Raw genomic sequence first — 22,173 nt, forward strand, 5'->3', positions numbered from 1 at the left:
CCCCGCTGGGTCGGTGTGAGATATGGATCATCTGTAGTGTTGGTGTACTAGCGAGGCGGGCCCTTGTACGTTCGGATGTTCGGACCCGACAGCGTTCATGTACGATTCGTTATGCAAGTTCGTTCCGCGCGTCTGACGCCGGATTTCGGTACGTCGGCAAGGAACGGACTCCGGACACATAAGCGTAGCTAGACCGGAGTGAAACTGAACCGTGCTCGAGAAAAGCGCGACAGGACGGCGTCTTCCCACCGGAACAGAAGGGGGGTTGTTTCCCGAGAAGTTTCGCGGTAACGGAGTCCGTCGGCGGCCTCGCCGCGGCCACTCCGGTGATCGATCGTCTGGCTTCACGGCAGTTCTCGCCACAAACCTATCAGAATCACAGAACCGGATCGGTCGGTCTCGTCCCCACAAGCTTATGCCCGGCCTCGCCGTGGCCCCGGACATGACCGCTTCGCTCGCCGCCTTGGCATCGTCGCTTCCCGTGCAGGCCGGACTCCTCGCCAGTCAACCGGGGCAACTGCTCGTCGCGCTCGTCGCCGTCGCCATCATCATCGTCGTCGGGAAGTTCGTGTTGAAGCTCGCGTGGCGGCTCGTCACGATCGGGATCGTCGTCGTCGCCGCGTTCTTCCTGCTGTCGACGGCGGGACTCATCTAAAAAACGCGGCTCCGACGACCCGGCGTTCCGACTACTGGAACGCGGTGCCGGGCTCGGTCTCCGCGCGGTCGACCTCCGACCGCCGGAACTGCTTTTCGATCTCCTCGTAGCGCTCGCGCGTCTCGGGGGTGACGCTCGGGTTCACCTCGTCGAGCGCGTCCTCGAAGTGCTGCATCGTCACGCGGACGTTCCCCACGGACTCGCCCACCTCCTCGCGCGACACGCTGCCGATGAACTCCCGGGAGGCGTTCATCGACGCCTCGCGGGCCACCGCCTCGATGTCGGCGCCGACGTACCCCTCGGTCTTCCGGGCGATCGCGTCGAGGTCGACGTCGTCGGCCAGCGGCTTGTCCCGAGTGTGGACCTCCAGGATCTTCCGGCGCGCGTCCTCGTCCGGTACGGGGACGTGCACGTGGCGGTCCAGCCGGCCGGGCCGGAGCAGCGCCGAGTCGATCAGGTCCGGGCGGTTCGTCGTCGCGATGACGACCACGTCCTCCAGCGACTCGAGCCCGTCGAGCTCCGTCAGCAGCTGGGAGACGACGCGCTCGCCGACGCCGGAGTCGCCGGAGTTCTTGCCGCGCTCGGTCGCGATCGAGTCGATCTCGTCGAAGAACACGATCGTCGGCGCGTTCTCGCGGGCCTTGCTGAACACCTCGCGGACGCCCTTCTCGGACTCGCCCACGAACTTGTTCAGCAGCTCCGGCCCCTTGATCGAGATGAAGTTCGACTCCGCCTCGTTGGCGACGGCCTTCGCGAGCAGGGTCTTCCCCGTGCCCGGCGGACCGTACATCAGCACGCCCTTGGCGGCCTGCATGTCGAGCTCCTCGAACACCTCGGGGTACTCCAGCGGCCACTGGATCGTCTCGCGGAGCCGCTCTTTGGTCTCTTCCAGGCCGCCGACCTGGTCCCAGCTCACGTCGGGGACCTCGACGAACACCTCGCGGAGCGCGGAGGGCTCGATCCCCTTCATCGCCTCCTTGAAGTCGGACTCCGTGACCTGGATGGAGTTCAGCACGTCGGCGTCGATCTCGTCGCTCTCGAGGTCGATCTCGGGGCGGATGCGCCGCAGCGCGTGCATCGCCGACTCCTTCGCCAGCGACTCCAGGTCCGCGCCGACGAAGCCGTGGGTGTTGTCGGCGTACTCGTCCAAGTCGATCTCGTCGACCAGCGGCATGTTCCGCGTGTGGACCTGCAGGATCTCCTTGCGGCCGTCGCGGTCGGGGACGCCGACCTCGATCTCGCGGTCGAACCGGCCGCCGCGCCGGAGCGCGGGGTCGATGGCGTCGACGCGGTTCGTCGCCCCGATGACGACGACCTCGCCGCGCTCCTCGAGCCCGTCCATCAGCGAGAGCAGCTGGGCCACGACGCGGCGCTCCACGTCGCCGCCGGCGTCCTCGCGCTTGGGCGCGATCGAGTCGAGCTCGTCCATGAAGATGATCGCGGGCGACTCCTCGGACGCCTCCTCGAACACTTCACGGAGCTTCTCCTCCGACTCGCCGTAGTACTTCGACATGATCTCCGGGCCGGAGATCGTGTGGAAGTTCGCGTCGATCTCGTTGGCGACGGCCTTCGCGATCAGCGTCTTCCCGGTGCCCGGCGGCCCGTGGAGCAGAACGCCCTTCGGCGGGTCGATGCCGAGCCGCTTGAACAGCTCCGGGTGCCGCATCGGCAGCTCGATCATCTCGCGGACCTGTTCGAGCTCGCTGTCGAGCCCGCCGATGTCCTCGTAGGTCACGTCGGGGCCCTCGCCCGAGCCGTCGCCCCCGTCGCTCCGGTCGGCCAGCTCCTCGGCGGGGACCTCCGAGATCTCGATCTCGGTGTCGTCGGTGATGACGACGGTCCCCGAGGGAGTCGTCGAGGCGACCTTCATCGGCACCGCCTGCGACTGCCCGCCCATCAGGCCGAAGCCCATCGACGTGCGGATCGTCTGCCCCTCGGTCACCGGCTGGCCGGAGAGCTTGTCGCGGATGAACGGCGCGATCTGTCCGCGGACGCGGAGCTGGCTCGGGAACGCGATCGTCACCGACTCGGCCCGCGAGACGTCGACCGACTCGACGGTCACGCGGTCGTCGATCCCGACGTCGGCCTCCTGGCGGAGCCGGCCGTCGATGCGCACGACGCCGGTCCCGTCGTCCTCGGGGTAGCCGGGCCAGACGCGCGCGATCGCGGCGCCGTCCTGTCCCTCGACGCGGACGATGTCCCCGCCGGAGAGCCCGAGCTCCTCGGCCGCGACGCGGTCGATCGCCGCGAGGCGACGCCCGGCGTCCTTCTGCTTGAGGGGCCTGACCGTGAGTTTCATCGCTGGCCCTCCACGGTGACCACGCCGTTCTCGACGGTGACCGAGTCGGCGTCGCCCGGGAGCTCGAACTCCGACTCGACCGGCTCGCCGTCGCCTTCGATCACGACGATCGCGGTCTCGCCGACGGTGTCGACGGAGACGTCCTCGGCGTCGGCGCCCAGATCGGCGGCGACGATCCACCCGTCCTCGTACTCGAACCGGCGGAGCAGCGGACCGTCGCCGGTCGATCGGGTCTGTTGGTGATTCATGCTAACTACAAGTTAGGCGCGAGAGTATTTAAATATATCGCTAAAAACCGCATGACGTGAGATATTACGGGCGCATCGGTAGTGTTGCGGTTCGGGGTCGTCGACGCCCGGATCCGTCTGCCGATCCGCGTCCGGTGGCGGGGCCGTCCGCCGTCGGATCGCCCGTCCGCGACGGCGCCGCCGCCCGCCGGACGTTTATGAACTCCCGCGCGGGAGAACGGGTATGAAGCGGGTCACGCACCACGGCCGCGACACGGCCTACCGGGTCTCCGACCGCGGCGGCGACGGACCGACGGTCTGTCTCGTGCACGGGAGCGGCGGGAGCAAGGACGTCTGGAAGGCGCAGGCACGCCTGAGCGACCGCTTTCCGGTCGTCGCGCTCGATCTGTCGGGCCACGGCGACAGCGACGACATCGACGGCGGGGATGTCGCCGGCGACGACAGCGGCGGCGACGGTAGCGACGACAGCGACGACAGCACGGACGGCCCCGCCGGAACCGACGCGCTCGACGCGTACGCGGACGACGTGGTCGCCGTCGCCGAGGCGACGGGCGCGACCGTTCTCTGTGGCAACTCGCTGGGCGGGGCCGCGGCCCTGCGGGTCGCCTTGGCGCGCGACCTCGCGCTCGACGGCCTCGTCCTCGCGGGCACGGGCGCGAAGCTCGCCGTCGCCGAGCCTCTCCGCGACGCGCTCGCGACCGATTTCGACCGGGCGATCGACCTGCTCCACGAGCCCGACCGGCTGTTCCACGACGCGCCGCCGGAGTACGTCGAGCTGTCGCGCGCCGGAATGCGCGAGTGCGGGCGCGCCGTCACCGAGCGCGACTTCCGCACCTGCCACGCCTTCGACGTCCGCGACCGGCTCGGCGAGATCGCGGTCCCGTCGCTCGCGGTCGTCGGCGAGCACGACGCGCTCACGCCCGTGGCGTATCACGACTACCTCGCGGACCGGATCGACGACTGCGAGCGCGCGGTCATCGAGGACGCCGCGCACCTCGCGATGCTCGAACGGCCGACCGCGTTCAACGCGGCGCTGGCGGCGTTCTGCTCGCGGATCTCGGGGTAAGCCGGGGAGTCCGGCGTCGCGCGACCGAGGCGGCGCTCGTCGTCGCTACGGTTTAAAAGGATACGGCGAGCGAAGCGGTCGTCCGGGGAGCGCCCCGGGACGGAGACGCGGCCTGTGCCTGGAAGCCGTCTGGACAGAACTCGACGCGATACCTCTCGATCGTCGATTGGCGTCGGTCTCGGTCTCGGATGTCGTCCGTACTCACCTCGTGTTATACGTTAACACAGCACTGTACTTAAATCGTTCGGCGCCCCGCCGACCGCCGGCACCATTTTTAAACACCGGCCGCGATCGGTGGCCAATGGACGGCTCCGGTTTCGACGGCGGTTCCGACCGTTCCGGGTCCCACGAGGGCGACACCGGTTCCGGGTCCGGGTCCCGCGAGGGCGACACCGGTTCCGACGCCCCGACGCACGGCCCCGCGGACCCGGACATCAACGACCTGCTCGCGAAGCTCGACGCCCTGAGCGACACCGTCGACGAGGGACACGAGCGCGAGAAGGTGCGGCAGACCATCTCGCTCGTCGAGCGGATGCCCGGCAGCTCGGCGTTCACGACGCGGATCACGAAGTACACCTCCCGCGACATGGCCGAGGCGTTCGTGGGCTCGGTCCTCTTCGCGCTGCCGCTGCTCGTCGAGGGGGGCGTCTTCGAGATCGCGACGTGGTTCGCCGCGGTGACGCCGGGCGGCGTGCCGGTCTTCCTGCTCGCGCACGTGGGGTTCGTGCTGGTCATGACCGCCGGGCTGCTGTACTTCGCCGACTTCCGGCAGATCGAGATCAGCCACCCGATACTCGGCGTCGTCCCGCGGCGCTACGCCGGGACCCTGCTCGTCTCCCTCGTCACGTCCGCGTTCATGCTGTCCCTCTGGGGCCGGCTCCACGAGGGGGATCCCACCGCGCTCGAACGGGTCTCTCGCGTGGCGGTCGTCTGGTCGGCCGCCGCGTTCGGCGCCGGGCTCGGCGACATCCTCCCGGGCGAGTCACAGGGCGCGGACCTCAGCGAGATCGACCTCGATTTCGACTGAGCCGGCCCGATCGGACCCGTTCGCCCTTTCCACACCTTTTTCGCCGCGGCGACCGTACCCGTGTGCATGTCAGCGTTACGCGACGCGCTCCGGGATCTCCCGGACGCGGTGTTTGCGGACCTGCTCGAATCCGACGAGGGCTACGTGCTCGTCGTCGACCTCCCGGGCGCCACCGCCGAGACCACCGAGGTCCTCGCGGAGGACGGCCGGATCGTCATCGAGGGGCGCCGGGAGAAGGGGGTGCCCGAGGGGTTCCGCTACGTGCGCGAGGACCGGCCGCTGTTCCTCGACGCGGAGCTTCCCCTCCCGGGCGACGCCGACGGCAGCGGCGCCGACGCCGAGATGGACCGCGGGGTCCTCGAAGTGACGATCCCCAAGCGGACCGACGGCGCCTCCCGCACGATCCCGGTCGACGAGGCGGACGGCGGCGTCGACGCCGGCTCCGACGCGGATACCGACGAGGCGGCCGGCGACGGCACCGCCTGACGGGTGGTCACGCTGGTGAACCTCCGCGCCTACTGGCGGTTCGTCGTCGTCATGCGACAGTTCTCGCCGCTGATCGTCGCGTACTGGCGAGACCGAAAGCGATACTTCCTGTTCGGCGGCGGCCGCGAGGTCGACGCCGAGACGCAGCGCGAGCGCGCCGCCGTCCTCCTCGACATCCTGCTCACGCTCGGCCCGACGTTCATCAAGCTCGGCCAGATCCTCTCGACCCGGCCGGACATCCTCCCGCCGGCGTACATCGAGGTGTTGGAGGGGCTCCAGGACGACGTTCCCCCGGCCCCGTGGGAGGAGTCGAGGGTCGTCCTCGAAGACGAGTTCGGCCCCGTCGACGAGACGTTCGACGACTTCGACCGGGAGCCGATAAGCGGCGCGAGCCTCGGACAGGTGTACACCGCCCGCTACGAGGGGACCGACGTGGCGGTGAAGGTCCGTCGGCCGGGGATCGAGTCGCTCGTCGAGGCCGACCTCCGGACGATCCGGTGGTCGATCCCGCTGGTCCGGCGGTTCATCGGTAGCGGGCGGGCGTTCTCCCTGGAGAACCTCGCCGACGAGTTCGCGAAGACGATCCGCGAGGAGATGGACTACAAGCGCGAGCGCGAGATGCTCGAAGAGATCCGCGCCAACTTCGCCGACGAGGACCGGATCCGGATCCCCACCGCCTTCGAGGCGGTCTCCGGCCCGCGCGTCCTCACGATGGAGTACGTCCCCGGGACCAAGATCAGCGACGTCGACGCCCTCGACGAGGCGGGGACAGACCGGAACGCCATCGCCGAGACGCTCCAGGAGGTGTACCTCCAGATGATCATCGAGGACGGCGTGTTCCACGCCGACCCCCATCCGGGGAACCTCGCCGTCGACGAGGACGGGCGAGTGATCTTCTACGACTTCGGGATGGCGGGGCGGGTGGACCCGTTCATCCAGGGGAAGATCGTCGACTTCTACGTCGCGGTCGCCCGGCAGGACATCGACGGCATCCTCGACACGCTGATCGCGATGGGCACCCTCTCGCCGGAGGCCGACCGCGAGGTGATGGGGAACGTGATGGAGCTGGCCATCGCGGACGCCAGCGGCGAGGACATCGAGCAGTACCAGGTGAACCAGATCATCGAGCAGGTGGAGTCGACCATCTACGAGTTCCCGCTCCGACTCCCGCCGAACCTCGCGCTCGTGTTGCGCGTCGCCACCGTCGTCGAGGGGGTCTGCGTCACGCTCGACCCCGAGTTCGACTTCATTTCGACCGCGACGGAGTACCTCAAGGAGGAGGGGTACTACGAGCAGACCGCCCGCGACCTCGCCGAGGACGCCGGCCGGCAGGCCCAGAAGACGGCGGAGGCGCTGTTCACGGTCCCGCCGAAGGCGGACGACTTCCTCGAGCGTGCGAACCGCGGCGACCTCCACGTCGACGTCACGATCGAGGACGACTCGAACGTCCTCGACAAGCTCGCGATGCGGATCGCCTACTCGGTGCTGCTCGCGGTCGGCGTCCTCTCCGCGACGATCCTCTACTCGTTCGCCGACGCGTGGCGGCTCGCGGGCGTCGTGCTACTGCTCGCGGTCCCGCTGGCGATCGCGCTCTACCGCTCCTTCCGGAAGAAGCGCGGGCTCCGGACCACGCCCCAGTTCACCAGACAGGGGATGAAAAATCGGCGCGACGACTAGCTCCACCGCGCGAGATCAGCGAGACGGACTCCTCACGTCGAGATGACCTCGATCGGAACGAGGAGGAAACAGAGCGCCCCGACGGCGAAGGTCCCGAGCCCGACGGCGAGCCGGAGCCACCCGAGCCGCTCCTCGTCCGCGGGGTTCGCGGGACCGTTGAACGCGATCACGAGCGAGAACACGCCCCAGAACGCCCACAGCCCCACCGACTGGTCGATCCCGAAGCCGCGCCAGAAGTAGAGGTACGCGGCGATCGAAAAAAGGGCGCCGGGGACCAGCGCCGCGACCGTCTCCTGCCGCGGGCCGAGCATCGCCCGGACCATGTGGCCCCCGTCGAGCTGGCCGACCGGCAGGAGGTTGAGCAGGGTGAAGAACATCCCGACCCAGCCGCCGATCACCACCGGGTGCGCGGTGAGTCCCGGGTCGTCGTACGCCGTCGGCTGGCCGACGAGATCGGCGATGATTCCCAGGAGGGGCGGGTTGTTGAAGCGGATCACCGACCCCGAGGCGTTCGCGAGCTCGGCCGGGACGCGGATCGGGTCGAGCGAGAGCCCGATCGCGGTGACGGCGACGGTCGCGACCAGCCCCGCGATCGGGCCGGCGACCCCGATGTCGAACAGGGCCTTTCGGGAGGGCATCCGTCCCCGCATCCGGATGACGGCTCCGAGGGTGCCGAACGGGAAGATAAATGGGATGACGTACGGCAGCGAGACGTCGACGCCGTGGTATCGTCCGGCGACGTAGTGGCCGAGCTCGTGGGTCATCAAGACGCCGAGCACCGCGGCCGTGAACGGCCACGCCCGCAGCATAACCAGCGGGTTCGCCGCGATCGCCTCCCAGCCGATGTAGTACCACCCGTACGCGCCCACGAACAGCGTCGACAGAATCGTCGCCGCGAACATGGCCACGTTGACCCACGGGACCCCGTCTCGACCGCGGGTGAACGGGGTCGCGACGACGACGTGGCCGCCCTCGACCGCCTCCACGTCGACGTCGTACCCGGCGTCGCGGAACCGCGGGACCAGCTTCCGCAACAGCGTGCGCTCCGGGATGTACGACTCCCCGACGTACCGAACACGGCCGTCCTCCCGGCGGATCTCGTCGATCCGGAAGAACGTCCGAAGCGGCTCCGGACGCGGAACGTCGGACGGCCCCGACGGCTCCCCGTCCTCGTGTTCTGACATCGTCGGTCGTAGCTGGTCGGCGAGTATAAACCCCGCGTCGGGCGAGGCGTCCGCCCGTCGCTTCGAAAGGAGGGCCGAATGGCGCGTGCCGATCGAGGAGAAGGCGAATAGCGGAGCGGTGGGGCCGGTCGCCAGCGGGGGGAAGAACGTCGAAGGGGGTTAGCAGTCAGTGCGGGGACGCGCGCGAGCGCGCTGTTCGGCGGCGGCGCTTCCGGCGGTCAGGCGGGCTCGACGCGCCAGGTCGTCGCGCCCGTGTACGACCACTTCTCGACGGTGAGCTCCGTGGCGGAGTCCCGGAGCTTCACCATCAGCGCGCCGATCTCTTTCGGCGAGAGTTCGACGTCTTCGGAGATGAACTTCCCTTTGAAGTACATCTCACCGTCCTCGGCGCGGTCGAGCAGGTACCGCTTCAGCCGCTCTTCCTTGCTGAGGTCGTCGGTCGCGGTCGCGGTCGTGGAGGGATTTGCAGTCGCGCTCATGGTACACTCACCGCTTGTCCTCGGAGGGTGTTATAAAGGTACGACCGTTGGAGGGTGTTCAGTGGCTTTCATGGCGTTTCAGGCCGCGACGAGGAGCTAAAAGGTGTCAGACGAATCGTTCATAACGGTTTCAGAACGCCGTAGACATTTCATAACGACTAGAGAACAGTTCGATTCGGACTACTCGCGTTCGGTCAGATCCGGCGCTGTCGGCTCGGAGATCCGCCATTTCCCGGCAACAATTGCGCCATCTGGGCGTCCGAAGCGTTCGTCCGCGCGCGCTCGACGCCGCCTTCCGAGCGATCGCGACGCGCCGCCGCCGCGCGTCCGCCCCGCCTATTCCCGGCGATGGACCCAGAACTCCTCGGCCTCCGTGGCCTCCTTTTTGAATATCGGCACCTCGTCTTTCAGCCGGTCGATCCCGTCCTCGACCGTCCGGAACGCCTCCCGACGGTGCCCGGCGAGGACGACGACGAACACGATGTCCTCGCCCGCCTCGATAACGCCCGTCCGGTGGTGCATCCGGACCTCGAACACGCCGTCGCGCTCCGCTAACTCGGCCGCGATGGCGTCCATCCGCTCCGCGGCGACCCCCTCGTACTTCTCGAACGCGAGGTGAGTCGTCCGGTCGTCGTCCGGGGCGTCGCGCGCCCGGACGCGTCCGGTGAACGTCGCGATAGCGCCGGCGCGGTCCGCGTCCGCGGACGCCTCCACCCGGCGGACCAACGCCTCTCGAGTGATCCACGGCTCCGCGTCGGCCAGGTCCCCGACGAGTCGATCGAGGTCGACGCCGTCTGGCGTATCCGCGGCGGCGACGACCGAGCCTGGCACGTCCGACCGCTCCGCGCCCGCGCCGAGCAGGACCGTCGGGAGGCGCAGACGGGACTCGCCGACGGCGACGAGGGAGTCGTGATCGGGCGCGAGTCCGTCGAGGAGGTCGTCGAGCCCGTCGACGCGGCCGCGACCCGTCCAAGAGCCGTCGGCGTCGAGCGCGATCGCCGTGTCGGCGGTCGTGTCGGGCCTGCCTCCGTCCCCGTCGAATCCGCGTTGTCCCGCCGTGACGCCCCCGTCTGTCGCCTCGGGATCGGCCGTCTGTCCGGAGGTGTCGCCGTCGCCGTCGGCTGTTCCCCCGCAGTCGACGACCGCCACCCGCCCGTCGAGTCGGTCCGCGAGCGACGCCGCGAGGTCGGGCGCCCCCGGGCCGACGATCGATATCGGTTGCATACCCGAGAGCGGGCTGCGAGCGGCTTAGGCGTTTCCCGGGAGACAGGGGGCAGCCGGAAGCGACCCGGTCTCGCTTGATAATCCTTAAGACCGCGACAGGGATATTCGACGGTAATGAGAGTCGTCGTTTCTATCGGCGGGAGCGTGCTCGCGCCCGATCTGGACCCCGACCGGGTGGCCGCCTACGCCGAGGCGATCGAGCGACTAGCGGCCGACGGCTGCGAGGTCGGCGTCGTCGTCGGCGGGGGCGGCGTCGCGCGAGAGTACATCGAGACGGCGCGCGATCTGGGCGCGAACGAGGTCGAGCTCGACCAGCTCGGCATCGGGACGACCCGACTCAACGCCCGGCTGCTGATCGCCGCGCTCGGCGACCGCGCGAACCTCTCGCCCGCGGCCGGGTACGACGAGGCCGTGGCGGCGCTCCGCCGCGGAGAGGTCGCGGTGATGGGCGGCGTGACTCCCGGACAGACCACCGACGCCGTCGCCGCCGCCTTCGCGGAGTCGGTCGACGCCGATCTCCTCGTGTACGCTACGAGCGCCGACGGCGTCTACGACGCCGATCCCAACGTCGACGACGACGCGACCCAGTTCGCGTCGCTGTCCCCCTCCGAGCTCGTCGACATCGTCCTCCCGATGAGCCGGAACGCGGGGGCGTCCGCCCCCGTCGACCTGCTCGCGGCCAAGCTGATCGACCGGGCGGGGATCCGCTCGATCGTCCTCGACGGCACCGATCCGAGCGCGGTCGTCGACGCCGTGCTGCGCGGCGAGCACACCGGTACCGACGTGGTTCCGACCGGGAGCGGGGAGCCGACCTACTGGACGGGGGCGGGCGACGCGTGAGCGCCGGCGACGCCCCCGACGCGACGGCGGACTCGACGCCCGACGACTCCCCGCACATCCTCTCCGAACAGGCACGCGGGGCCGACGGCGCGACGGGCGACGGAACCGAGGGCGACGAGGGCGAAGACAGGGGGTTCCGCGCCTTCTGGGCCGACGTGGTCGCCGACGAGATCGAGGCGCGCGACCCCGACGAACCGATCGTGATCAAGGGCGGCGTCTCACCCTCGGGGGTCGCGCACCTCGGGAACTTCAACGAGATCATCCGCGGCTACTTCGTCGCGGCGGTGCTGCGCGAGCGCGGCCACGAGGTCCGGCAGGTGTTCACCTCCGACGACAAGGACCCGCTCCGGAAGCTCCCGCGGAAGCTGGCGAACGCCGACGGGGAGATCGTCGGGCTCGGCGAGGTCGACGCCGGCGCCCTCGGCCGGAACCTCGGGAAGCCGTACACCGCGATCCCGGACCCGTTCGGCGAGCGCGACTCGTACGCCGCCCACTTCGCCGCCCTGCTGAAGGCCGACGCCGAGCGGCTGGAGATTCCGGTCGAGATGGTCTCGAACACGGAGCTGTACGCCGACGGCGCCTTCGACGACGTGACCCGGACCGTCCTCTCGGACCTCGACGGCGTCCGCGAGGTGCTCTCGACGTACCAGGACAAGGTCGACGGTGAGTACGTCCCCTTCAACCCGGTGTGCGCCGAGTGCGGGAAGATCACCGAGACGGTGACGAGCGTCGACCTCGACGCCGAGACCGTCGAGTACGTCTGTACCGACATGGAGGTCGGCGACGAGGTCATCCAGGGGTGCGGCCACGAGGGGACCGCGACGTTCCGCGAGGGGAAGCTCCCGTGGCGGCTGGAGTGGCCCGGCCAGTGGGACGTGCTCGGCGTCGACTTCGAGCCGTTCGGGAAGGACCACGCGGAGGGGTCGTGGCCCTCCGGCGTCGACGTGGCCCGGAACGTCCTCGGGATCGAACCGCCCGTTCCGATGGTGTACGAGTGGTTCACGCTCAACGGCGAGCCGCTCTCCTCGTCGGCCGGTAACATCGTCACCGTGCCTGAGCTGCTCGACCTGCTCGAGCCCGCGGTGCTCCGGTACTTCTTCGCGCTCCACCCGAAGAAGGCCCGCGACCTCGACGTCGAGCGCCTCGACCAGCTCGTCGACCGGTTCGACCGGTTCGAGCGCGCCTACTTCGGCGAGGTCGACGACGAGGACCTGACCGCCTTCGCCGAGCGCGCCTACCCGTTCGTCGTCGGGCGTGCGGACGACCCGCCCACCGAGAAGCCCGTCCGGCTCCCGTACACGTTCGCGGCCGTGCTCGGGATGGTCGACGACCCCGACTTCCGCGAGCGGCTCGCCCGCGACGAGGGACACATCCCCGACGACGCCTCCGACGAGACCGTCGCGGCCGCGCTGGCCCGCGTCGAGAAGGCGCGAAACTGGGCGGAGCGCACCGGAAACGAGTACGATTATCGGCTCCAAGCGGAGCTGCCCGACGCGGAGTTCGACGAGGCCGTCGCGGCCGCGCTCGACGACCTCGCCGACTTCGTCGCCGCGGGCCACGACGGCGACGCGATCCAGGCGGAGATGTACGAGACGGCGCGCGCGCACGACGTGGAGGTGAGCGACTTCTTCGCGGCGGGCTACCGGCTCTTCTTCGACGACACGCAGGGACCGCGGCTCGGCGAGTTCCTCGGCGAACTGGAGCGCGACTACGTCGTTGCGCGGCTCCGGCGGGAGGCGTAGATGCCCGAGGACCGCTCGCTCGACGAGTTCGGTGGGGTCGACGCCGACGGCGCGGACGGTGAGGCAACCGCCGACGCCGACGGCGCCGGCTCGTCATCTGAGCCGGCCGACGCCCCGGACGACATCCCGGCCGTCGACGACCCGACCCCCGCGACGGCGACGGCGACGTGGACCGCCGGCGGGGCCGACTGCGAGCGGTGCAGCGAGCGCGCCGAGCGGCGCTGGCTCGACGACGGCGACCGCGTCTGTCCCGATTGCAAGTCGTGGTAGTTCGAGTCAAGGTTTAAGACGGAACGGGGAGTGTCGTTAGTTACGACAACGAACGCGTGACGTTTAGTGAAATATAAATGAAATTAGAACCCGACTTCGTCTTCGGCCGGTCTCCGCGGCAGCTCGCCGTCGCGTATCTCTGTCTCGGAGCGCTGTTCGTCGGCGTCGCCGACCTCGCGGTCGCGGTCGCGGTCGGGTCGCTCTCGGCGTGGACGCCGATCCACGCCGTCGACGGGTGGGTGTTCGTCGGCGCTTCGTCGCTGGTCCTCTACGGCGCGACGGCGTACCAGCGGCGCCGCGCGGTCGCCGCTCGGAGCGAACTCGAAACGTCGAACCAGCAGTTGCAGGTGTTGAGCCGGGTGTTCCGGCACAACGTGCGGAACGACCTCAACGTGATTCAGGGGTACACGGACCTGCTCGCCGACCGGATCGACGACGAGCGGGGGCAGGAGTGTCTGGCGACAATCCGGGAGACGACCGACGACGTGGTCGAGATCAGCGAGAAGCTGCGCGTCATCGAGGACGCTTCGCCGGCCCCGCCGAGCGGGCGGATCGACCTCGTCGACGCGGTCCGCGAGGCGGCCGCGGGCGTCGACCGCGCGGACGTGTCTCTCACCGTCGACGCGCCCGCCGAGGCGTGGGTCCGCGCGGACGAGTCGATCGAGTACCCGATCCGAGAGGTGTTCGAAAACGCCGTCACGCACAACGACGAGTCGGTGCGCCGGGTCGACGCTCGCGTCACGGAGAACGGGTCGACGGTCTGCTTGGAGGTCCGTGACAACGGTCCGGGGATCCCCGACGACGAGCGGGCGGTGTTGCGCGCCGAGGAGGAGACGCCGCTGTCGCACGCGAGCAGTATCGGGCTGTGGCTCGTCAAGTGGATGTGCGAGACGCAGGGCGGGACGGTCGGGTTCGAGACGACCGACGACGGGACGACGGTCCGGCTCCGATTCGAGTCGACCGACGGCCCGACAGCGCCTGCCGTCAGCACGGAAAGAGAGACGCGAAGCGAGCCCCAAACGAAAATCCGGGGCGAAAAACGAGACCGATCCGGGACGCGACCCTAGTCGAGCTCCGTGATCGTCACCGCGTACACCGCGCCGCAGCTGCCGCATTCGACGTGGACCCCGCGGCTCGTCTCCCCGCGGGTGAACTCGGAGATCTCCTCCGAGCACGAGCACTCGAACTGGACTTTCATTACTCCGAGTACACGGTTCTAGTATTTAAAAGAAACCGTCCCGAAATCGCGTTTGAAAATCGAGGCGCGGCGGTCGGAAACGAGCGCCGTCACCGGCGGTGGGTCGTCGACGCTCAGTCGTCGTCGACGATCACTTCGACCGGTTCGTCGCTCGCGTCCGCGTCGTCGTCGGGCGCGCCCGCGGCCCCGCCGGACTGCGTCTGCTGGTAGTAGAGCCCGCCGGCGACGGCGAGGACGATCCACGAGCGCCAGTTCGCGAGGTTCAGCGTGTAGCCGATGCCGAACGGCTTCTCCACCAACATCCCCTTGCCGGGCTGCCAGTACGACGAGAGCAGCCGGCCGAGGCTCGGCCGCTCGAAGTTGTACGGGATCCCCAGGATCTCCCCCGAAGACGGTTTGTCTGCCATACCGGTACATCACTCGCCGGGCATATAAAGCGTGGCGCAACTCGCCGTCGCCCGAGGCCCGCCGACGCCCCGGTCGTCCCCTGCAGCGGCTCACCGGTACCGGCCGCGCCCCTCCACGTCGCGGAGTCGGGCGAGAACGTCGTCGTCGCCGACGGCCGCGTACCCCGCCTCGAACGCCTCGATCAGCGGGTCCGGGTCGCTCGCGGTCGCGCGGACCGACCCCTCGAACACGTGGAGGTCCATCGCGTGGTCCTCGACGTGGCCGGTGTGGTACGCGAGTCCGAAGTCGATGAGCGAGGTTCGGTCGTCGTCGGTCGGTCCGTCGGTCGCGACCGTCGATCTCCCGTCGGATCCCCCCGACCCGACCCGCACGTTCCGCGTGGTCGGGTCGCCGTGGACGATCCCCGCGTCGTGGAGCCGCGCGAGATGACGGCCCACCGACGCCGCCCGTTCGGTCCCCCCGTCGAGGGCCGCGGCGAGGTCGCGGTCACCGACGTGCTGGAGCGTCAGCGTCGCCTCCGGCACGTCGACGTCGTACACCAGCGGCGTCGGCACCCCCGCTCGACGCGCCTCGCTCGTCAGCCGTGCCTCCGCGACGGTCCGGTCGCGCCTGAGCGCCCGGTCGAGTTCGGGGTGGCGGTACGCCTTCCGGACGCGGCGCTTGATCACGCGACGGTCGGCCGCGGCGCCGCTCCGATCGCCGCCTCCGCTTCCGTCGCCTCCCTCACCGACCGCGACGATCTCCACCGTCGCTTCGGCACCCCGCCGGTCGGCGTCGGTTCCGTCGCTCGCTCCGGGAGCGCGCCCGCGGGCGACCGACCCGTCGCTCCGCCACGTCACGGGCACCTGATCCGGGCGGAAGTTCGGGTCGATCGCGGACTCCGGGATCGAGAGCGTGTCGCCCGCGGCCGTCATCTTCGCGCCCAACACGGCGATCATCCCGGCGTTGTCGCGGAGGAAACGGGGCTCCGGCGCGTGGAACTCCGCGCCGCGGGCCGCGCACATCGACGCCAGCATCTCGCGGAGCCGGTCGTTCTGCGCGACCCCGCCGCCCAACACGAGCTCGTCCGCGCCCGTCAACGAGAGGGCGCGCTCCGAGACCTCCGTTAGCATCGCGAACACGTGCTCCTGGAGCGAAAAGCAGATCTCCTCGACGGGGACCCCGTCGTCGGACGCGTCGTTGGCGGCGGAGCTGATCCCGGAGAAGGAGAAGTCCATCCCCTTGACGACGTACGGGAGGTCAAGGAGGTCGCCCGGGCCGTCGCTCCCCGCCGCGTACCGCCGCGCCGCCGCCTCGACCTTCGGCCCGCCGGGGTGGTCCCAGCCGACGTGGCGCGTGAACTTGTCGATCGCGTTGCCGACGCCGGCGTCCATCGTCTCCCCGAGCACGCGGTAGCGCCCGTCGTGGTAGCCGAGCAGGTGGGCGTTCGCGCCGGAGGCGTTCAGACACACCGGGTTCTCGAAGCCGGAGCGGTGGCGACCGATCTCCAGGTGCGCGACCATGTGGTTGACGCCGACGAGCGGCACGTCGAGCGCTCCCGCGAGCGAGCGAGCGGCGGTGGCGACGGTGCGGAGACAGGGGCCGAGTCCCGGTCCTCGAGAGAACGCGACCGCGTCGATCGCGTCCGGTCCGTGGTCCTCCTCGGCCGCCGTGAGAACGGCGTCGACGACCTCCGGGATCGCCTCGGACATGTGTTCGGCGGCCTCGCGCGGATGAATGCCGCCGCTGTCCGGCTCGTACGGGTTCGATTCGATGAGAACGGAGTCGGTCTCGGCGTCGTACAGGGCGGCGCTCGCGCACCACGCGGTCCCCTCGATGCCGAGAACGCGCATTCAGCGAGCGTTAGGCCTCTTCGGCGTCCGCGTCGCCCTCGCCGCCGATCTTGTTACGTTCGAGCATGTACTCCTGCTCGACGTCGAGCGCGTCCTCCGCGGTGTCGTACGCCTTCGCGTAGCCGATCGTCTTGCGCATGCCGAACTTCGTGTCCAGCTCGTGGACGACGACCTCCTCCGAGCCCTTGTCCAGCTTGGCCGCGAGCGAGTCGCGGACCGACAGACGGGAGGGCGTCGCCTCCTCGTGGGTCGTCTCGAAACGGATGTCCGTGCGGTGCAACATCGGGTTCTCCTCCTCGGAGATGATATCGACGTCCATGGTTCAGTTAGGCGTATATCCCCTCGAAAGCTGTAAAAGGATTTCGAAGCGGGGGTGCGGCCGGGATCGCTTCCCTCACGGCCGCGATCTCCGATCCGTCGCTCCCGATCGCTCACCGGAGACACGGTTTAGTCCGGCCGGGACGAACCGTCGATCGGATGTCCGGCGACACGGATCCGTTCGTCGAGCCCGCAGAGCGGACCCGATACGACCTGCTGCGGTCGAAACACGTCATCGTTCCGCTGTCCCTCCAGCGGAAGCTCCGCCTGTGCGGTCTCATCGCGCTGTTGGCGGCGCTCGGCGGACCGATCGCGGCGACGCTCCCGGGACCCGTCCGAGAGACGTACTTCGCGGGAGACCCGACGACGACTCGGCTCGGGGCCGCCGCGGCCGTGCTCGTCGGCACCGCCGCTCTGACGGCCGCGGTCGTCGGACTCACCGCGGTCGCGCTGTACCTCGACCGCCATCCAGATCCGCCGGATTCGGCGGTGTGGACGCTGATAGCCGCCGAAGACGCGGCTTCCGGATTCGGCTTCGTCACCGGGACGTTGGGCGTCGTCTGCGGCGGCACGCTCCTCGCGAGCGGCCACTGGGGGACCGCCGCGGTCCAGCGACTGATCGGCCTCGGGATCCAGCCGTACCTCGTCTACGAGCAGATTCCGGCCACGCCGCGGATCGCCGCCGTCGCCGGACTCGTCGTCGGCCTCGGCGCCCTCGCGTCGAGCGTGTACGTCGGCTCGCAGTGAGTCGGCTCGGAAGCGGACGGGACGAGCTCGGCGCCCCCGGTCACCGGCTACCGACCGTCTTCGGGAACGCGCCCGAGCAACCCGTAGGCCGCCTCGACGTCGCCGTCGAGCGCCTCGAACAGCTCTCGCGCCTTCGCGCGTGACTCGGGCGTGACCGCGACGCGGACCATTCCCTCGCCGGGCTGGCCGTAGACGACGCTCGCGCCGTCGGGCGCGGCGAGGATCGCCGGCAGGGCGGCCAGGTCCTCCTCGCCGGTCACCTCGATGATGACGGGGTCGGCGTCCGAGAGCGCCTCGCCGAGCGCCTCGAGTAAGTCCGCCGACAGCGACGCGGCGGGGTTTTCGACCCGGATCCGGCGGTCGTCAGCGGCCGCGAGCGCGGACTCGATCGCCGCGTCGACGGCCTCCCGTTCGGTCTTCCCGTCGATCAGCGCGACGTCGGGGACGCGACCCGCCTCCCGCAGGTGGTACGTGACCACGTCGCCCACCGCGATGACGGGGGCGTCGGGCGCGGCCCGCTCGCCGCGGGTCTCCGCCGCGTCAGCGAGCAGTTCGTCGGCGTCCGTCGTCACCGGGCCGAGCGGCTCCTTGAACGCGTCGCGCATGGAGTCTGGAAGAGTGAGCATGGAATGTGAAACCTCGACGCTACCGTTTCGGGGTCGCTACCGAACCTTCAGCGCGTACGAGCCGGCCTTCGTGACGTTCATCTCCTCGGCGATCTGGCTCTCCTCGGGCTGGGTGATGATGACGTAGCCCGCCCAGTCCTCGGTGAGCGACGACGACCCGCAGTGCTCGCAGGTCTGGGAGTCCGGGTCGTTGACGTGGTGACACTCACGGCACGCCAGGCGGTCCTCGGCCATCAGTCGGCCTCCTCACCGGTCTGTTCGCGGTGCTGTCGCTGGCCCTCCAGCCACTCGTGTTTCCCGAGGCCGGGCTGTTTCGCGGTGAGCCCGATCTTCGAGTCGCGCGGGTTGCGCTCGTCGATGCTCTTGGTCACCACGCGGACTCGGACGGCGTCGTCGACGCCGAGGGTCTTATCGGAGTCCGAGGAGGCGAGCTGCTGGTTCGCCCCGTCGAACGTGAGGTACTCGTCGGTGATCTGCGAGACGTGGAGCAGGCCGTCGACCGGGCCGATGCCGACGAAGGCACCGAATTCGACCGTCTCGACGACCGTCCCGTCGGCGACCTCCTGCATGTCGGGGTCGTACGTCAGCGCGTCGAACTCCGCCTCGTAGTAGACGCCGGGGCGGTTGTGTAACACCGCGCCGTCGCCGATGTCGTGGACCTCGATGACGCTCACGACGCTCCCCACGTCCTCGTCCATTCGTCCTTCCAGTTTGTCCTGCAGCAGGGCTTTCACCCGCTCGTCGGTGACGTCCGCCAGGTGTTTCGGCGGTACCTCGACCGTATCCTTGAGTCGAACTCGTTTGTACATGATTGGTTGTCCGCGTCCGCTAGGGTTCCGTTATCGCCAGTGCGTTCCGACCCCTTAAACCGATTACTGGTGCGCCCGCCTCCAGCACCCGGTTCGCCAGCGGTCGATCGTTGGTGACGACGCCGTCGATCCGGCCCTCGGTGACCAGCTCGACTAACGCGTCGTCGGCGTACGATTCGTCCGTTGCCACCGCCTCCGCCCGCCCCGCGAGGTCCGCGCCCACGCTCGCCGCGGTCGCCTCCGCGCCGTTCCCGCCCTGCAGCCGGTCTAACTCCGACACGACCGCGGTCGGGACCACGGCGTCGTAGCCCCCGAGGAGCCGGTCAAGCTCTTCGAACAGCCGCAGGTTCGCCTCGACCGGCGCCATCAGCGCGCTCGCGTCGAGCGCGACGACCGGAGCGCCGTCGGGGCCGTCTCCGGTGAGCGCCTCGAGACGGGCGTCGTCGGCCTCGGTGCCGCCGCCACTGAGGTCGGCGTCCGATCCGTCCGCGCGGGCGTCGTCGGTCACGCTACGACAGCGTCCCGACGCCGATGAGCCTCCAGCGCGCGCCGACGCGCCGGTTGATCGCGATCTGCGCACCCTCCTCGGCGCAGACCGGGCGTTTGAGCTTCACCTCGCACTCGCCGTCGCGCGCGCTCGTCACCGCGCCGACCGTGGTCGCGGTGCCGACCGTGAGCATCAGCGGCTCGCCGGTGTTGATCTCCTCGATGTCGCTCTCGCCGCTCTCGTCGTCCTCCTTGCCGACGACGCGGTCGAGGAGGTCGACCTGCATCTCGAACTCGTTGCGGGTCGGCGGGAGCGTGCCGGGCTCGCCGGCGACCTGGCCGGCGAGCGCGTCGCCCTTCGTCAGGCTCGGGTCGAGCCCGGTGCCGACGCCGAGCAGCCCGCCCGGCCGGGCGGACTCCACGTCGTTGCTGCCGGCCTGCAGCGAGCGCACCGTCGTTTCGAGGGGGCGCCACTCCGTCTGGCCCTCCTCGTCGACCTCGCGGCCCGGTCGGATCTCCAGCCCGTCGCCGACCGACAGCTCGCCGCTGACCAGCGAGCCGCCGACGACGCCGCCCTTGAGGTCCGCCGCGGTCGCGCCCGGGCGGTTGATGTCGAACGAGCGGGCCGCGTACATCCGGGCGTTCTCGCCGGGGTCGCGGTCCGGGGTCGGGATCTCCGTCTCGATCGCGTCGATGAGGAGGTCCATGTTGACCTCCTGTTGCGCGGAGACGGGGACGATCGGCGCGTCCTCCGCGACGGTGCCCTCGACGAACGCCTGGATCTGCCGGTAGTTGTCGACGGCGCGGTCGCGGTCGACCAGGTCGACCTTGTTCTGCGCGATCACGACGTTCTCGATCCCGATGAGGTCGAGCGCCATCAGGTGCTCTTCCGTCTGCGCCTGCGGGACGTCCTCGGTCGCGCTCACGACGAGCACGGCCCCGTCCATGATCGAGGCGCCAGAGAGCATCGTCGCCATCAGCGTCTCGTGGCCGGGGGCGTCGACGAACGAGACCGTCCGGACCGGCTCGCTCTCGGAGCCGTCCTCGCACTCCTCGTCGACGGTGTAACACTCGGGCGCGTCGACGCCGGGACAGCGCCGGAACGTCGCGTCCGCGTATCCCAGCCGGATCGAGATGCCGCGTTTCATTTCCTCGCTGTGCTGGTCGGTCCACGAGCCGGACAACGCCTGCACGAGCGTCGTCTTCCCGTGGTCGACGTGACCGACGAGACCGATGTTCACCTCCGGTTGTGTGTTGGCTTCAGTCACTGTTGGACCTCCTAACGGAGTAGTCTTACCCGAATTTCGCCCCGTGCGAGTGATAAAGTTGCTGTTATAGGTGCGAGGGAGGCTCACGGGAGCGCCGGCGGGCCCGTCGCCGCCTCCGTGAAAACGGTCCGACGCCGATTTACGCCTCACGCGCCAACTCCGGCTCACAATGGGATACGCGTGCCCCGTCTGCGACACCCCGCAGCGCGACGGCGAACACCTCGCGCATCACCTCGCGTTCACGGCGATGCTACACGCCGGCGACCACGAGGCGTGGCTCGACGAGCGCGTCCCCGACTGGAGCGACCGGGAGCCCGCGGGGCTCGCCGCCGAGGTGACCCCCCACGCCGAGGACGCCGAGTACCACGAGGTGTTCGAGGACACCGTCGACCGCGGACGCCCGGACGTCGACCTCGGGGCGCACGACGGCGTCGGGTCGGGCGGTCACGACCACGCCGGTCACGGACACGCGGGTCACACCGCGGACGGCAGGTCCGGCGCCGTCGACGTGACCGGCGAGACCAGTCCGGAAGTGGCCGACGCTATCCGCGAGGCCCGCGAGATGGCGCAGGAGGCGAGAGGCGGTGAAGACGACGCGGGCGACGGGGACAGCGAAAGCGACGACCCCGACGACCCGTCCGCGTAACGGAACGCCCTTTTCAGTCGACGGCGAACGGCGGGTATGCACACCAGAGGCACGTTCGCCCCGGAGACGCGCGCCGACGCGCTCGAGCGCTACGAGGAGGTCGGCCCGGTCGCGCAGGTCGTCGTCCGCGAGGCGACGAAGGCGATGTCGTTCGACGCCGACGAGTACGACGAGCGGGTCACGCCCGAGGTGATCCGGACCGCGCGCGACGCGACGTTCGCCGAAATGCTCGCGGTCCACGTCGGCGAAGACGGGGAGTTCGACGAGTGGCTCGCCGACAGCGAGTTCGACGCGGACGACGTGGTCCGGATCGGCTCCGACAACGTCGACAACGTCGTGTGGCACCCGATCCCGTTCGCCGACACCGTGATCGCGGCGACGTTCCAAGACGAGCCCGACGCGGCCGCCAGCACCCTCCGCCGGAACGCGTTCGGACGGGTGTACCGCGAGGAGTTCTACGAGTCCGGGCGGTAGGCGAGAATATATAAAGGGAAGCCGTTGAAATCCTTCGTCGACGATCCGTCCAGACCCGGCTGCGGTCAGTACGGACACAGCGGTGAACGATAGCGGGAGTGGGTATTGCAGATCGGTAGCGGCGATACAGTATTTAAAAAGGGATGAGCGAGCGCGACGATCGG

The 22,173-nt window shown here is 69.6% G+C and carries 26 protein-coding genes; 12 read left to right on the forward strand and 14 right to left on the reverse strand.

The genetic code is table 11. The features are described from left to right. Positions 1-415 precede the first annotated feature (415 nt). Positions 416-655, forward strand: coding sequence for a hypothetical protein (locus C469_RS14125; RefSeq protein WP_008007765.1), 240 nt, complete (start codon positions 416-418; stop codon positions 653-655). A gap of 31 nt (positions 656-686) precedes the next feature. Here C469_RS14125 and C469_RS14130 read toward each other — a convergent pair whose 3' ends face one another. Both C469_RS14130 and C469_RS14135 read right to left on the reverse strand, forming a co-directional pair. After that, positions 687-2,954 carry a CDC48 family AAA ATPase gene (locus C469_RS14130; RefSeq protein WP_008007768.1) on the reverse strand — a complete coding sequence of 756 codons (2,268 nt, stop codon included), beginning with the start codon at positions 2,952-2,954 and terminating at the stop codon, positions 687-689. Beyond that, a complete protein-coding gene (locus tag C469_RS14135; RefSeq protein WP_008007771.1) occupies positions 2,951-3,202 on the reverse strand; it encodes a DUF7127 family protein in 252 nt (83 codons plus the stop codon). The genes C469_RS14130 and C469_RS14135 overlap by 4 nt, the downstream gene beginning before the upstream one ends. A gap of 223 nt (positions 3,203-3,425) precedes the next feature. Between C469_RS14135 and C469_RS14140 the strand changes: the two genes are divergently transcribed. The 4 genes from C469_RS14140 to C469_RS14155 all read left to right on the forward strand — a co-directional run bounded on the left by C469_RS14140 (position 3,426) and on the right by C469_RS14155 (position 7,458). Next, a complete protein-coding gene (locus tag C469_RS14140; protein WP_008007773.1) occupies positions 3,426-4,268 on the forward strand; it encodes an alpha/beta fold hydrolase in 843 nt (280 codons plus the stop codon). 301 nt (positions 4,269-4,569) lie between these two features. Continuing rightward, on the forward strand, positions 4,570-5,295 hold the full coding sequence (locus C469_RS14145) for a hypothetical protein (RefSeq protein WP_008007775.1): 726 nt from the start codon (positions 4,570-4,572) through the stop codon (positions 5,293-5,295). Positions 5,296-5,361: 66 nt separating this feature from the next. Beyond that, on the forward strand, positions 5,362-5,781 hold the full coding sequence (locus C469_RS14150; RefSeq protein WP_008007777.1) for an Hsp20/alpha crystallin family protein: 420 nt from the start codon (positions 5,362-5,364) through the stop codon (positions 5,779-5,781). Between the two features lie 3 nt (positions 5,782-5,784). Beyond that, positions 5,785-7,458: an ABC1 kinase family protein gene (locus C469_RS14155; RefSeq protein ID WP_008007778.1), complete on the forward strand. Its 1,674-nt coding sequence runs from the start codon at positions 5,785-5,787 to the stop codon at positions 7,456-7,458. A 32-nt stretch (positions 7,459-7,490) separates the two neighbouring features. Here the strand turns inward: C469_RS14155 and C469_RS14160 are convergent, their stop codons facing one another. From C469_RS14160 to C469_RS14170, 3 genes are all read right to left on the reverse strand, one after another. Further along, a complete protein-coding gene (locus tag C469_RS14160; protein ID WP_008007780.1) occupies positions 7,491-8,642 on the reverse strand; it encodes a site-2 protease family protein in 1,152 nt (383 codons plus the stop codon). Positions 8,643-8,860: 218 nt separating this feature from the next. Then, positions 8,861-9,121, reverse strand: coding sequence for a DUF7123 family protein (locus tag C469_RS14165; RefSeq protein WP_008007782.1), 261 nt, complete (start codon positions 9,119-9,121; stop codon positions 8,861-8,863). A gap of 336 nt (positions 9,122-9,457) precedes the next feature. Then, positions 9,458-10,345 (reverse strand): molybdopterin synthase, encoded by an 888-nt coding sequence (locus C469_RS14170; RefSeq protein ID WP_008007783.1) that lies wholly within the window; start codon positions 10,343-10,345, stop codon positions 9,458-9,460. 114 nt (positions 10,346-10,459) lie between these two features. Here C469_RS14170 and pyrH point away from each other — a divergent pair, with 114 nt between their 5' ends. The 4 genes from pyrH to C469_RS14190 all read left to right on the forward strand — a co-directional run bounded on the left by pyrH (position 10,460) and on the right by C469_RS14190 (position 14,264). Beyond that, on the forward strand, positions 10,460-11,185 hold the full coding sequence (pyrH, locus tag C469_RS14175; protein WP_008007785.1) for a UMP kinase: 726 nt from the start codon (positions 10,460-10,462) through the stop codon (positions 11,183-11,185). Further along, positions 11,182-12,927, forward strand: coding sequence for a lysine--tRNA ligase (gene lysS / locus C469_RS14180; protein ID WP_008007787.1), 1,746 nt, complete (start codon positions 11,182-11,184; stop codon positions 12,925-12,927). The genes pyrH and lysS overlap by 4 nt, the downstream gene beginning before the upstream one ends. Beyond that, positions 12,928-13,197 (forward strand): DUF7573 domain-containing protein, encoded by a 270-nt coding sequence (locus tag C469_RS14185; protein ID WP_008007788.1) that lies wholly within the window; start codon positions 12,928-12,930, stop codon positions 13,195-13,197. It abuts the gene before it with no gap. Positions 13,198-13,274: 77 nt separating this feature from the next. Further along, a complete protein-coding gene (locus C469_RS14190; protein WP_008007791.1) occupies positions 13,275-14,264 on the forward strand; it encodes a sensor histidine kinase in 990 nt (329 codons plus the stop codon). Here C469_RS14190 and C469_RS17645 read toward each other — a convergent pair. The 4 genes from C469_RS17645 to C469_RS14205 form a co-directional block, all read right to left on the reverse strand. Next, entirely contained in the window at positions 14,261-14,395 is a 135-nt protein-coding gene (locus C469_RS17645) for a hypothetical protein (protein ID WP_008007792.1), read from the reverse strand. The two genes, C469_RS14190 and C469_RS17645, sit on opposite strands and share 4 nt — an antisense overlap. A gap of 113 nt (positions 14,396-14,508) precedes the next feature. After that, positions 14,509-14,802 carry a DUF5808 domain-containing protein gene (locus tag C469_RS14195; RefSeq protein ID WP_008007794.1) on the reverse strand — a complete coding sequence of 98 codons (294 nt, stop codon included), beginning with the start codon at positions 14,800-14,802 and terminating at the stop codon, positions 14,509-14,511. A gap of 90 nt (positions 14,803-14,892) precedes the next feature. Continuing rightward, on the reverse strand, positions 14,893-16,635 hold the full coding sequence (locus tag C469_RS14200; RefSeq protein ID WP_008007796.1) for a bifunctional N(6)-L-threonylcarbamoyladenine synthase/serine/threonine protein kinase: 1,743 nt from the start codon (positions 16,633-16,635) through the stop codon (positions 14,893-14,895). Positions 16,636-16,645: 10 nt separating this feature from the next. After that, positions 16,646-16,954 carry a 30S ribosomal protein S24e gene (locus tag C469_RS14205; RefSeq protein WP_008007798.1) on the reverse strand — a complete coding sequence of 103 codons (309 nt, stop codon included), beginning with the start codon at positions 16,952-16,954 and terminating at the stop codon, positions 16,646-16,648. Positions 16,955-17,112: 158 nt separating this feature from the next. On the opposite strand from C469_RS14205, the gene C469_RS14210 reads away from it, so the two are divergent. Continuing rightward, positions 17,113-17,700: a hypothetical protein gene (locus C469_RS14210; RefSeq protein ID WP_008007800.1), complete on the forward strand. Its 588-nt coding sequence runs from the start codon at positions 17,113-17,115 to the stop codon at positions 17,698-17,700. A gap of 47 nt (positions 17,701-17,747) precedes the next feature. Here C469_RS14210 and C469_RS14215 read toward each other — a convergent pair whose 3' ends face one another. The 5 genes from C469_RS14215 to C469_RS14235 are packed head-to-tail and all read right to left on the reverse strand — an operon-like array spanning position 17,748 to position 20,889. Beyond that, on the reverse strand, positions 17,748-18,326 hold the full coding sequence (locus tag C469_RS14215; RefSeq protein WP_049911463.1) for a GTP-dependent dephospho-CoA kinase family protein: 579 nt from the start codon (positions 18,324-18,326) through the stop codon (positions 17,748-17,750). A 36-nt stretch (positions 18,327-18,362) separates the two neighbouring features. After that, positions 18,363-18,560 carry a transcription elongation factor subunit Spt4 gene (gene spt4, locus C469_RS14220; RefSeq protein WP_008007804.1) on the reverse strand — a complete coding sequence of 66 codons (198 nt, stop codon included), beginning with the start codon at positions 18,558-18,560 and terminating at the stop codon, positions 18,363-18,365. Then, the gene (locus C469_RS14225) at positions 18,560-19,135 is read right to left on the reverse strand and encodes a DNA-directed RNA polymerase (RefSeq protein WP_008007806.1); all 576 of its coding nucleotides are present in this window, start codon (positions 19,133-19,135) and stop codon (positions 18,560-18,562) included. Before C469_RS14225 ends, spt4 begins: the two co-directional genes overlap by 1 nt. A 19-nt stretch (positions 19,136-19,154) precedes the next feature. Further along, positions 19,155-19,643, reverse strand: coding sequence for a PIN domain-containing protein (locus C469_RS14230; RefSeq protein ID WP_008007808.1), 489 nt, complete (start codon positions 19,641-19,643; stop codon positions 19,155-19,157). 1 nt (position 19,644) lies between these two features. Next, positions 19,645-20,889, reverse strand: coding sequence for a translation initiation factor IF-2 subunit gamma (locus C469_RS14235; RefSeq protein ID WP_008007811.1), 1,245 nt, complete (start codon positions 20,887-20,889; stop codon positions 19,645-19,647). A gap of 169 nt (positions 20,890-21,058) precedes the next feature. Here C469_RS14235 and C469_RS14240 point away from each other — a divergent pair, with 169 nt between their 5' ends. Next, positions 21,059-21,535 carry a DUF5810 domain-containing protein gene (locus C469_RS14240; RefSeq protein ID WP_008007813.1) on the forward strand — a complete coding sequence of 159 codons (477 nt, stop codon included), beginning with the start codon at positions 21,059-21,061 and terminating at the stop codon, positions 21,533-21,535. A 36-nt stretch (positions 21,536-21,571) separates the two neighbouring features. Continuing rightward, a complete protein-coding gene (locus C469_RS14245; protein ID WP_008007814.1) occupies positions 21,572-22,009 on the forward strand; it encodes a DUF5809 family protein in 438 nt (145 codons plus the stop codon). Positions 22,010-22,173: the final 164 nt, after the last annotated feature.

The sequence above is a fragment of the Halorubrum lipolyticum DSM 21995 genome, assembly GCF_000337375.1.
GTDB lineage: Archaea > Halobacteriota > Halobacteria > Halobacteriales > Haloferacaceae > Halorubrum > Halorubrum lipolyticum.

Excerpts from the sequence above, each read along its gene's own strand:
- C469_RS14130 (WP_008007768.1), bottom strand. The coding sequence starts at position 2,954 with ATGAAACTCACGGTCAGGCCCCTCAAGCAGAAGGACGCCGGGCGTCGC.
- C469_RS14205 (WP_008007798.1), bottom strand. The coding sequence starts at position 16,954 with ATGGACGTCGATATCATCTCCGAGGAGGAGAACCCGATGTTGCACCGC.
- C469_RS14145 (WP_008007775.1), top strand. The coding sequence starts at position 4,570 with ATGGACGGCTCCGGTTTCGACGGCGGTTCCGACCGTTCCGGGTCCCAC.
- pyrH (WP_008007785.1), top strand. The coding sequence starts at position 10,460 with ATGAGAGTCGTCGTTTCTATCGGCGGGAGCGTGCTCGCGCCCGATCTG.
- C469_RS14215 (WP_049911463.1), bottom strand. The coding sequence starts at position 18,326 with ATGCTCACTCTTCCAGACTCCATGCGCGACGCGTTCAAGGAGCCGCTC.
- C469_RS14245 (WP_008007814.1), top strand. The coding sequence starts at position 21,572 with ATGCACACCAGAGGCACGTTCGCCCCGGAGACGCGCGCCGACGCGCTC.
- C469_RS17645 (WP_008007792.1), bottom strand. The coding sequence starts at position 14,395 with ATGAAAGTCCAGTTCGAGTGCTCGTGCTCGGAGGAGATCTCCGAGTTC.
- C469_RS14125 (WP_008007765.1), top strand. The coding sequence starts at position 416 with ATGCCCGGCCTCGCCGTGGCCCCGGACATGACCGCTTCGCTCGCCGCC.
- C469_RS14190 (WP_008007791.1), top strand. The coding sequence starts at position 13,275 with ATGAAATTAGAACCCGACTTCGTCTTCGGCCGGTCTCCGCGGCAGCTC.
- C469_RS14140 (WP_008007773.1), top strand. The coding sequence starts at position 3,426 with ATGAAGCGGGTCACGCACCACGGCCGCGACACGGCCTACCGGGTCTCC.
- C469_RS14225 (WP_008007806.1), bottom strand. The coding sequence starts at position 19,135 with ATGTACAAACGAGTTCGACTCAAGGATACGGTCGAGGTACCGCCGAAA.
- C469_RS14135 (WP_008007771.1), bottom strand. The coding sequence starts at position 3,202 with ATGAATCACCAACAGACCCGATCGACCGGCGACGGTCCGCTGCTCCGC.
- C469_RS14160 (WP_008007780.1), bottom strand. The coding sequence starts at position 8,642 with ATGTCAGAACACGAGGACGGGGAGCCGTCGGGGCCGTCCGACGTTCCG.
- C469_RS14210 (WP_008007800.1), top strand. The coding sequence starts at position 17,113 with ATGTCCGGCGACACGGATCCGTTCGTCGAGCCCGCAGAGCGGACCCGA.
- spt4 (WP_008007804.1), bottom strand. The coding sequence starts at position 18,560 with ATGGCCGAGGACCGCCTGGCGTGCCGTGAGTGTCACCACGTCAACGAC.
- C469_RS14200 (WP_008007796.1), bottom strand. The coding sequence starts at position 16,635 with ATGCGCGTTCTCGGCATCGAGGGGACCGCGTGGTGCGCGAGCGCCGCC.
- C469_RS14150 (WP_008007777.1), top strand. The coding sequence starts at position 5,362 with ATGTCAGCGTTACGCGACGCGCTCCGGGATCTCCCGGACGCGGTGTTT.
- C469_RS14195 (WP_008007794.1), bottom strand. The coding sequence starts at position 14,802 with ATGGCAGACAAACCGTCTTCGGGGGAGATCCTGGGGATCCCGTACAAC.
- C469_RS14170 (WP_008007783.1), bottom strand. The coding sequence starts at position 10,345 with ATGCAACCGATATCGATCGTCGGCCCGGGGGCGCCCGACCTCGCGGCG.
- C469_RS14185 (WP_008007788.1), top strand. The coding sequence starts at position 12,928 with ATGCCCGAGGACCGCTCGCTCGACGAGTTCGGTGGGGTCGACGCCGAC.
- C469_RS14240 (WP_008007813.1), top strand. The coding sequence starts at position 21,059 with ATGGGATACGCGTGCCCCGTCTGCGACACCCCGCAGCGCGACGGCGAA.
- C469_RS14165 (WP_008007782.1), bottom strand. The coding sequence starts at position 9,121 with ATGAGCGCGACTGCAAATCCCTCCACGACCGCGACCGCGACCGACGAC.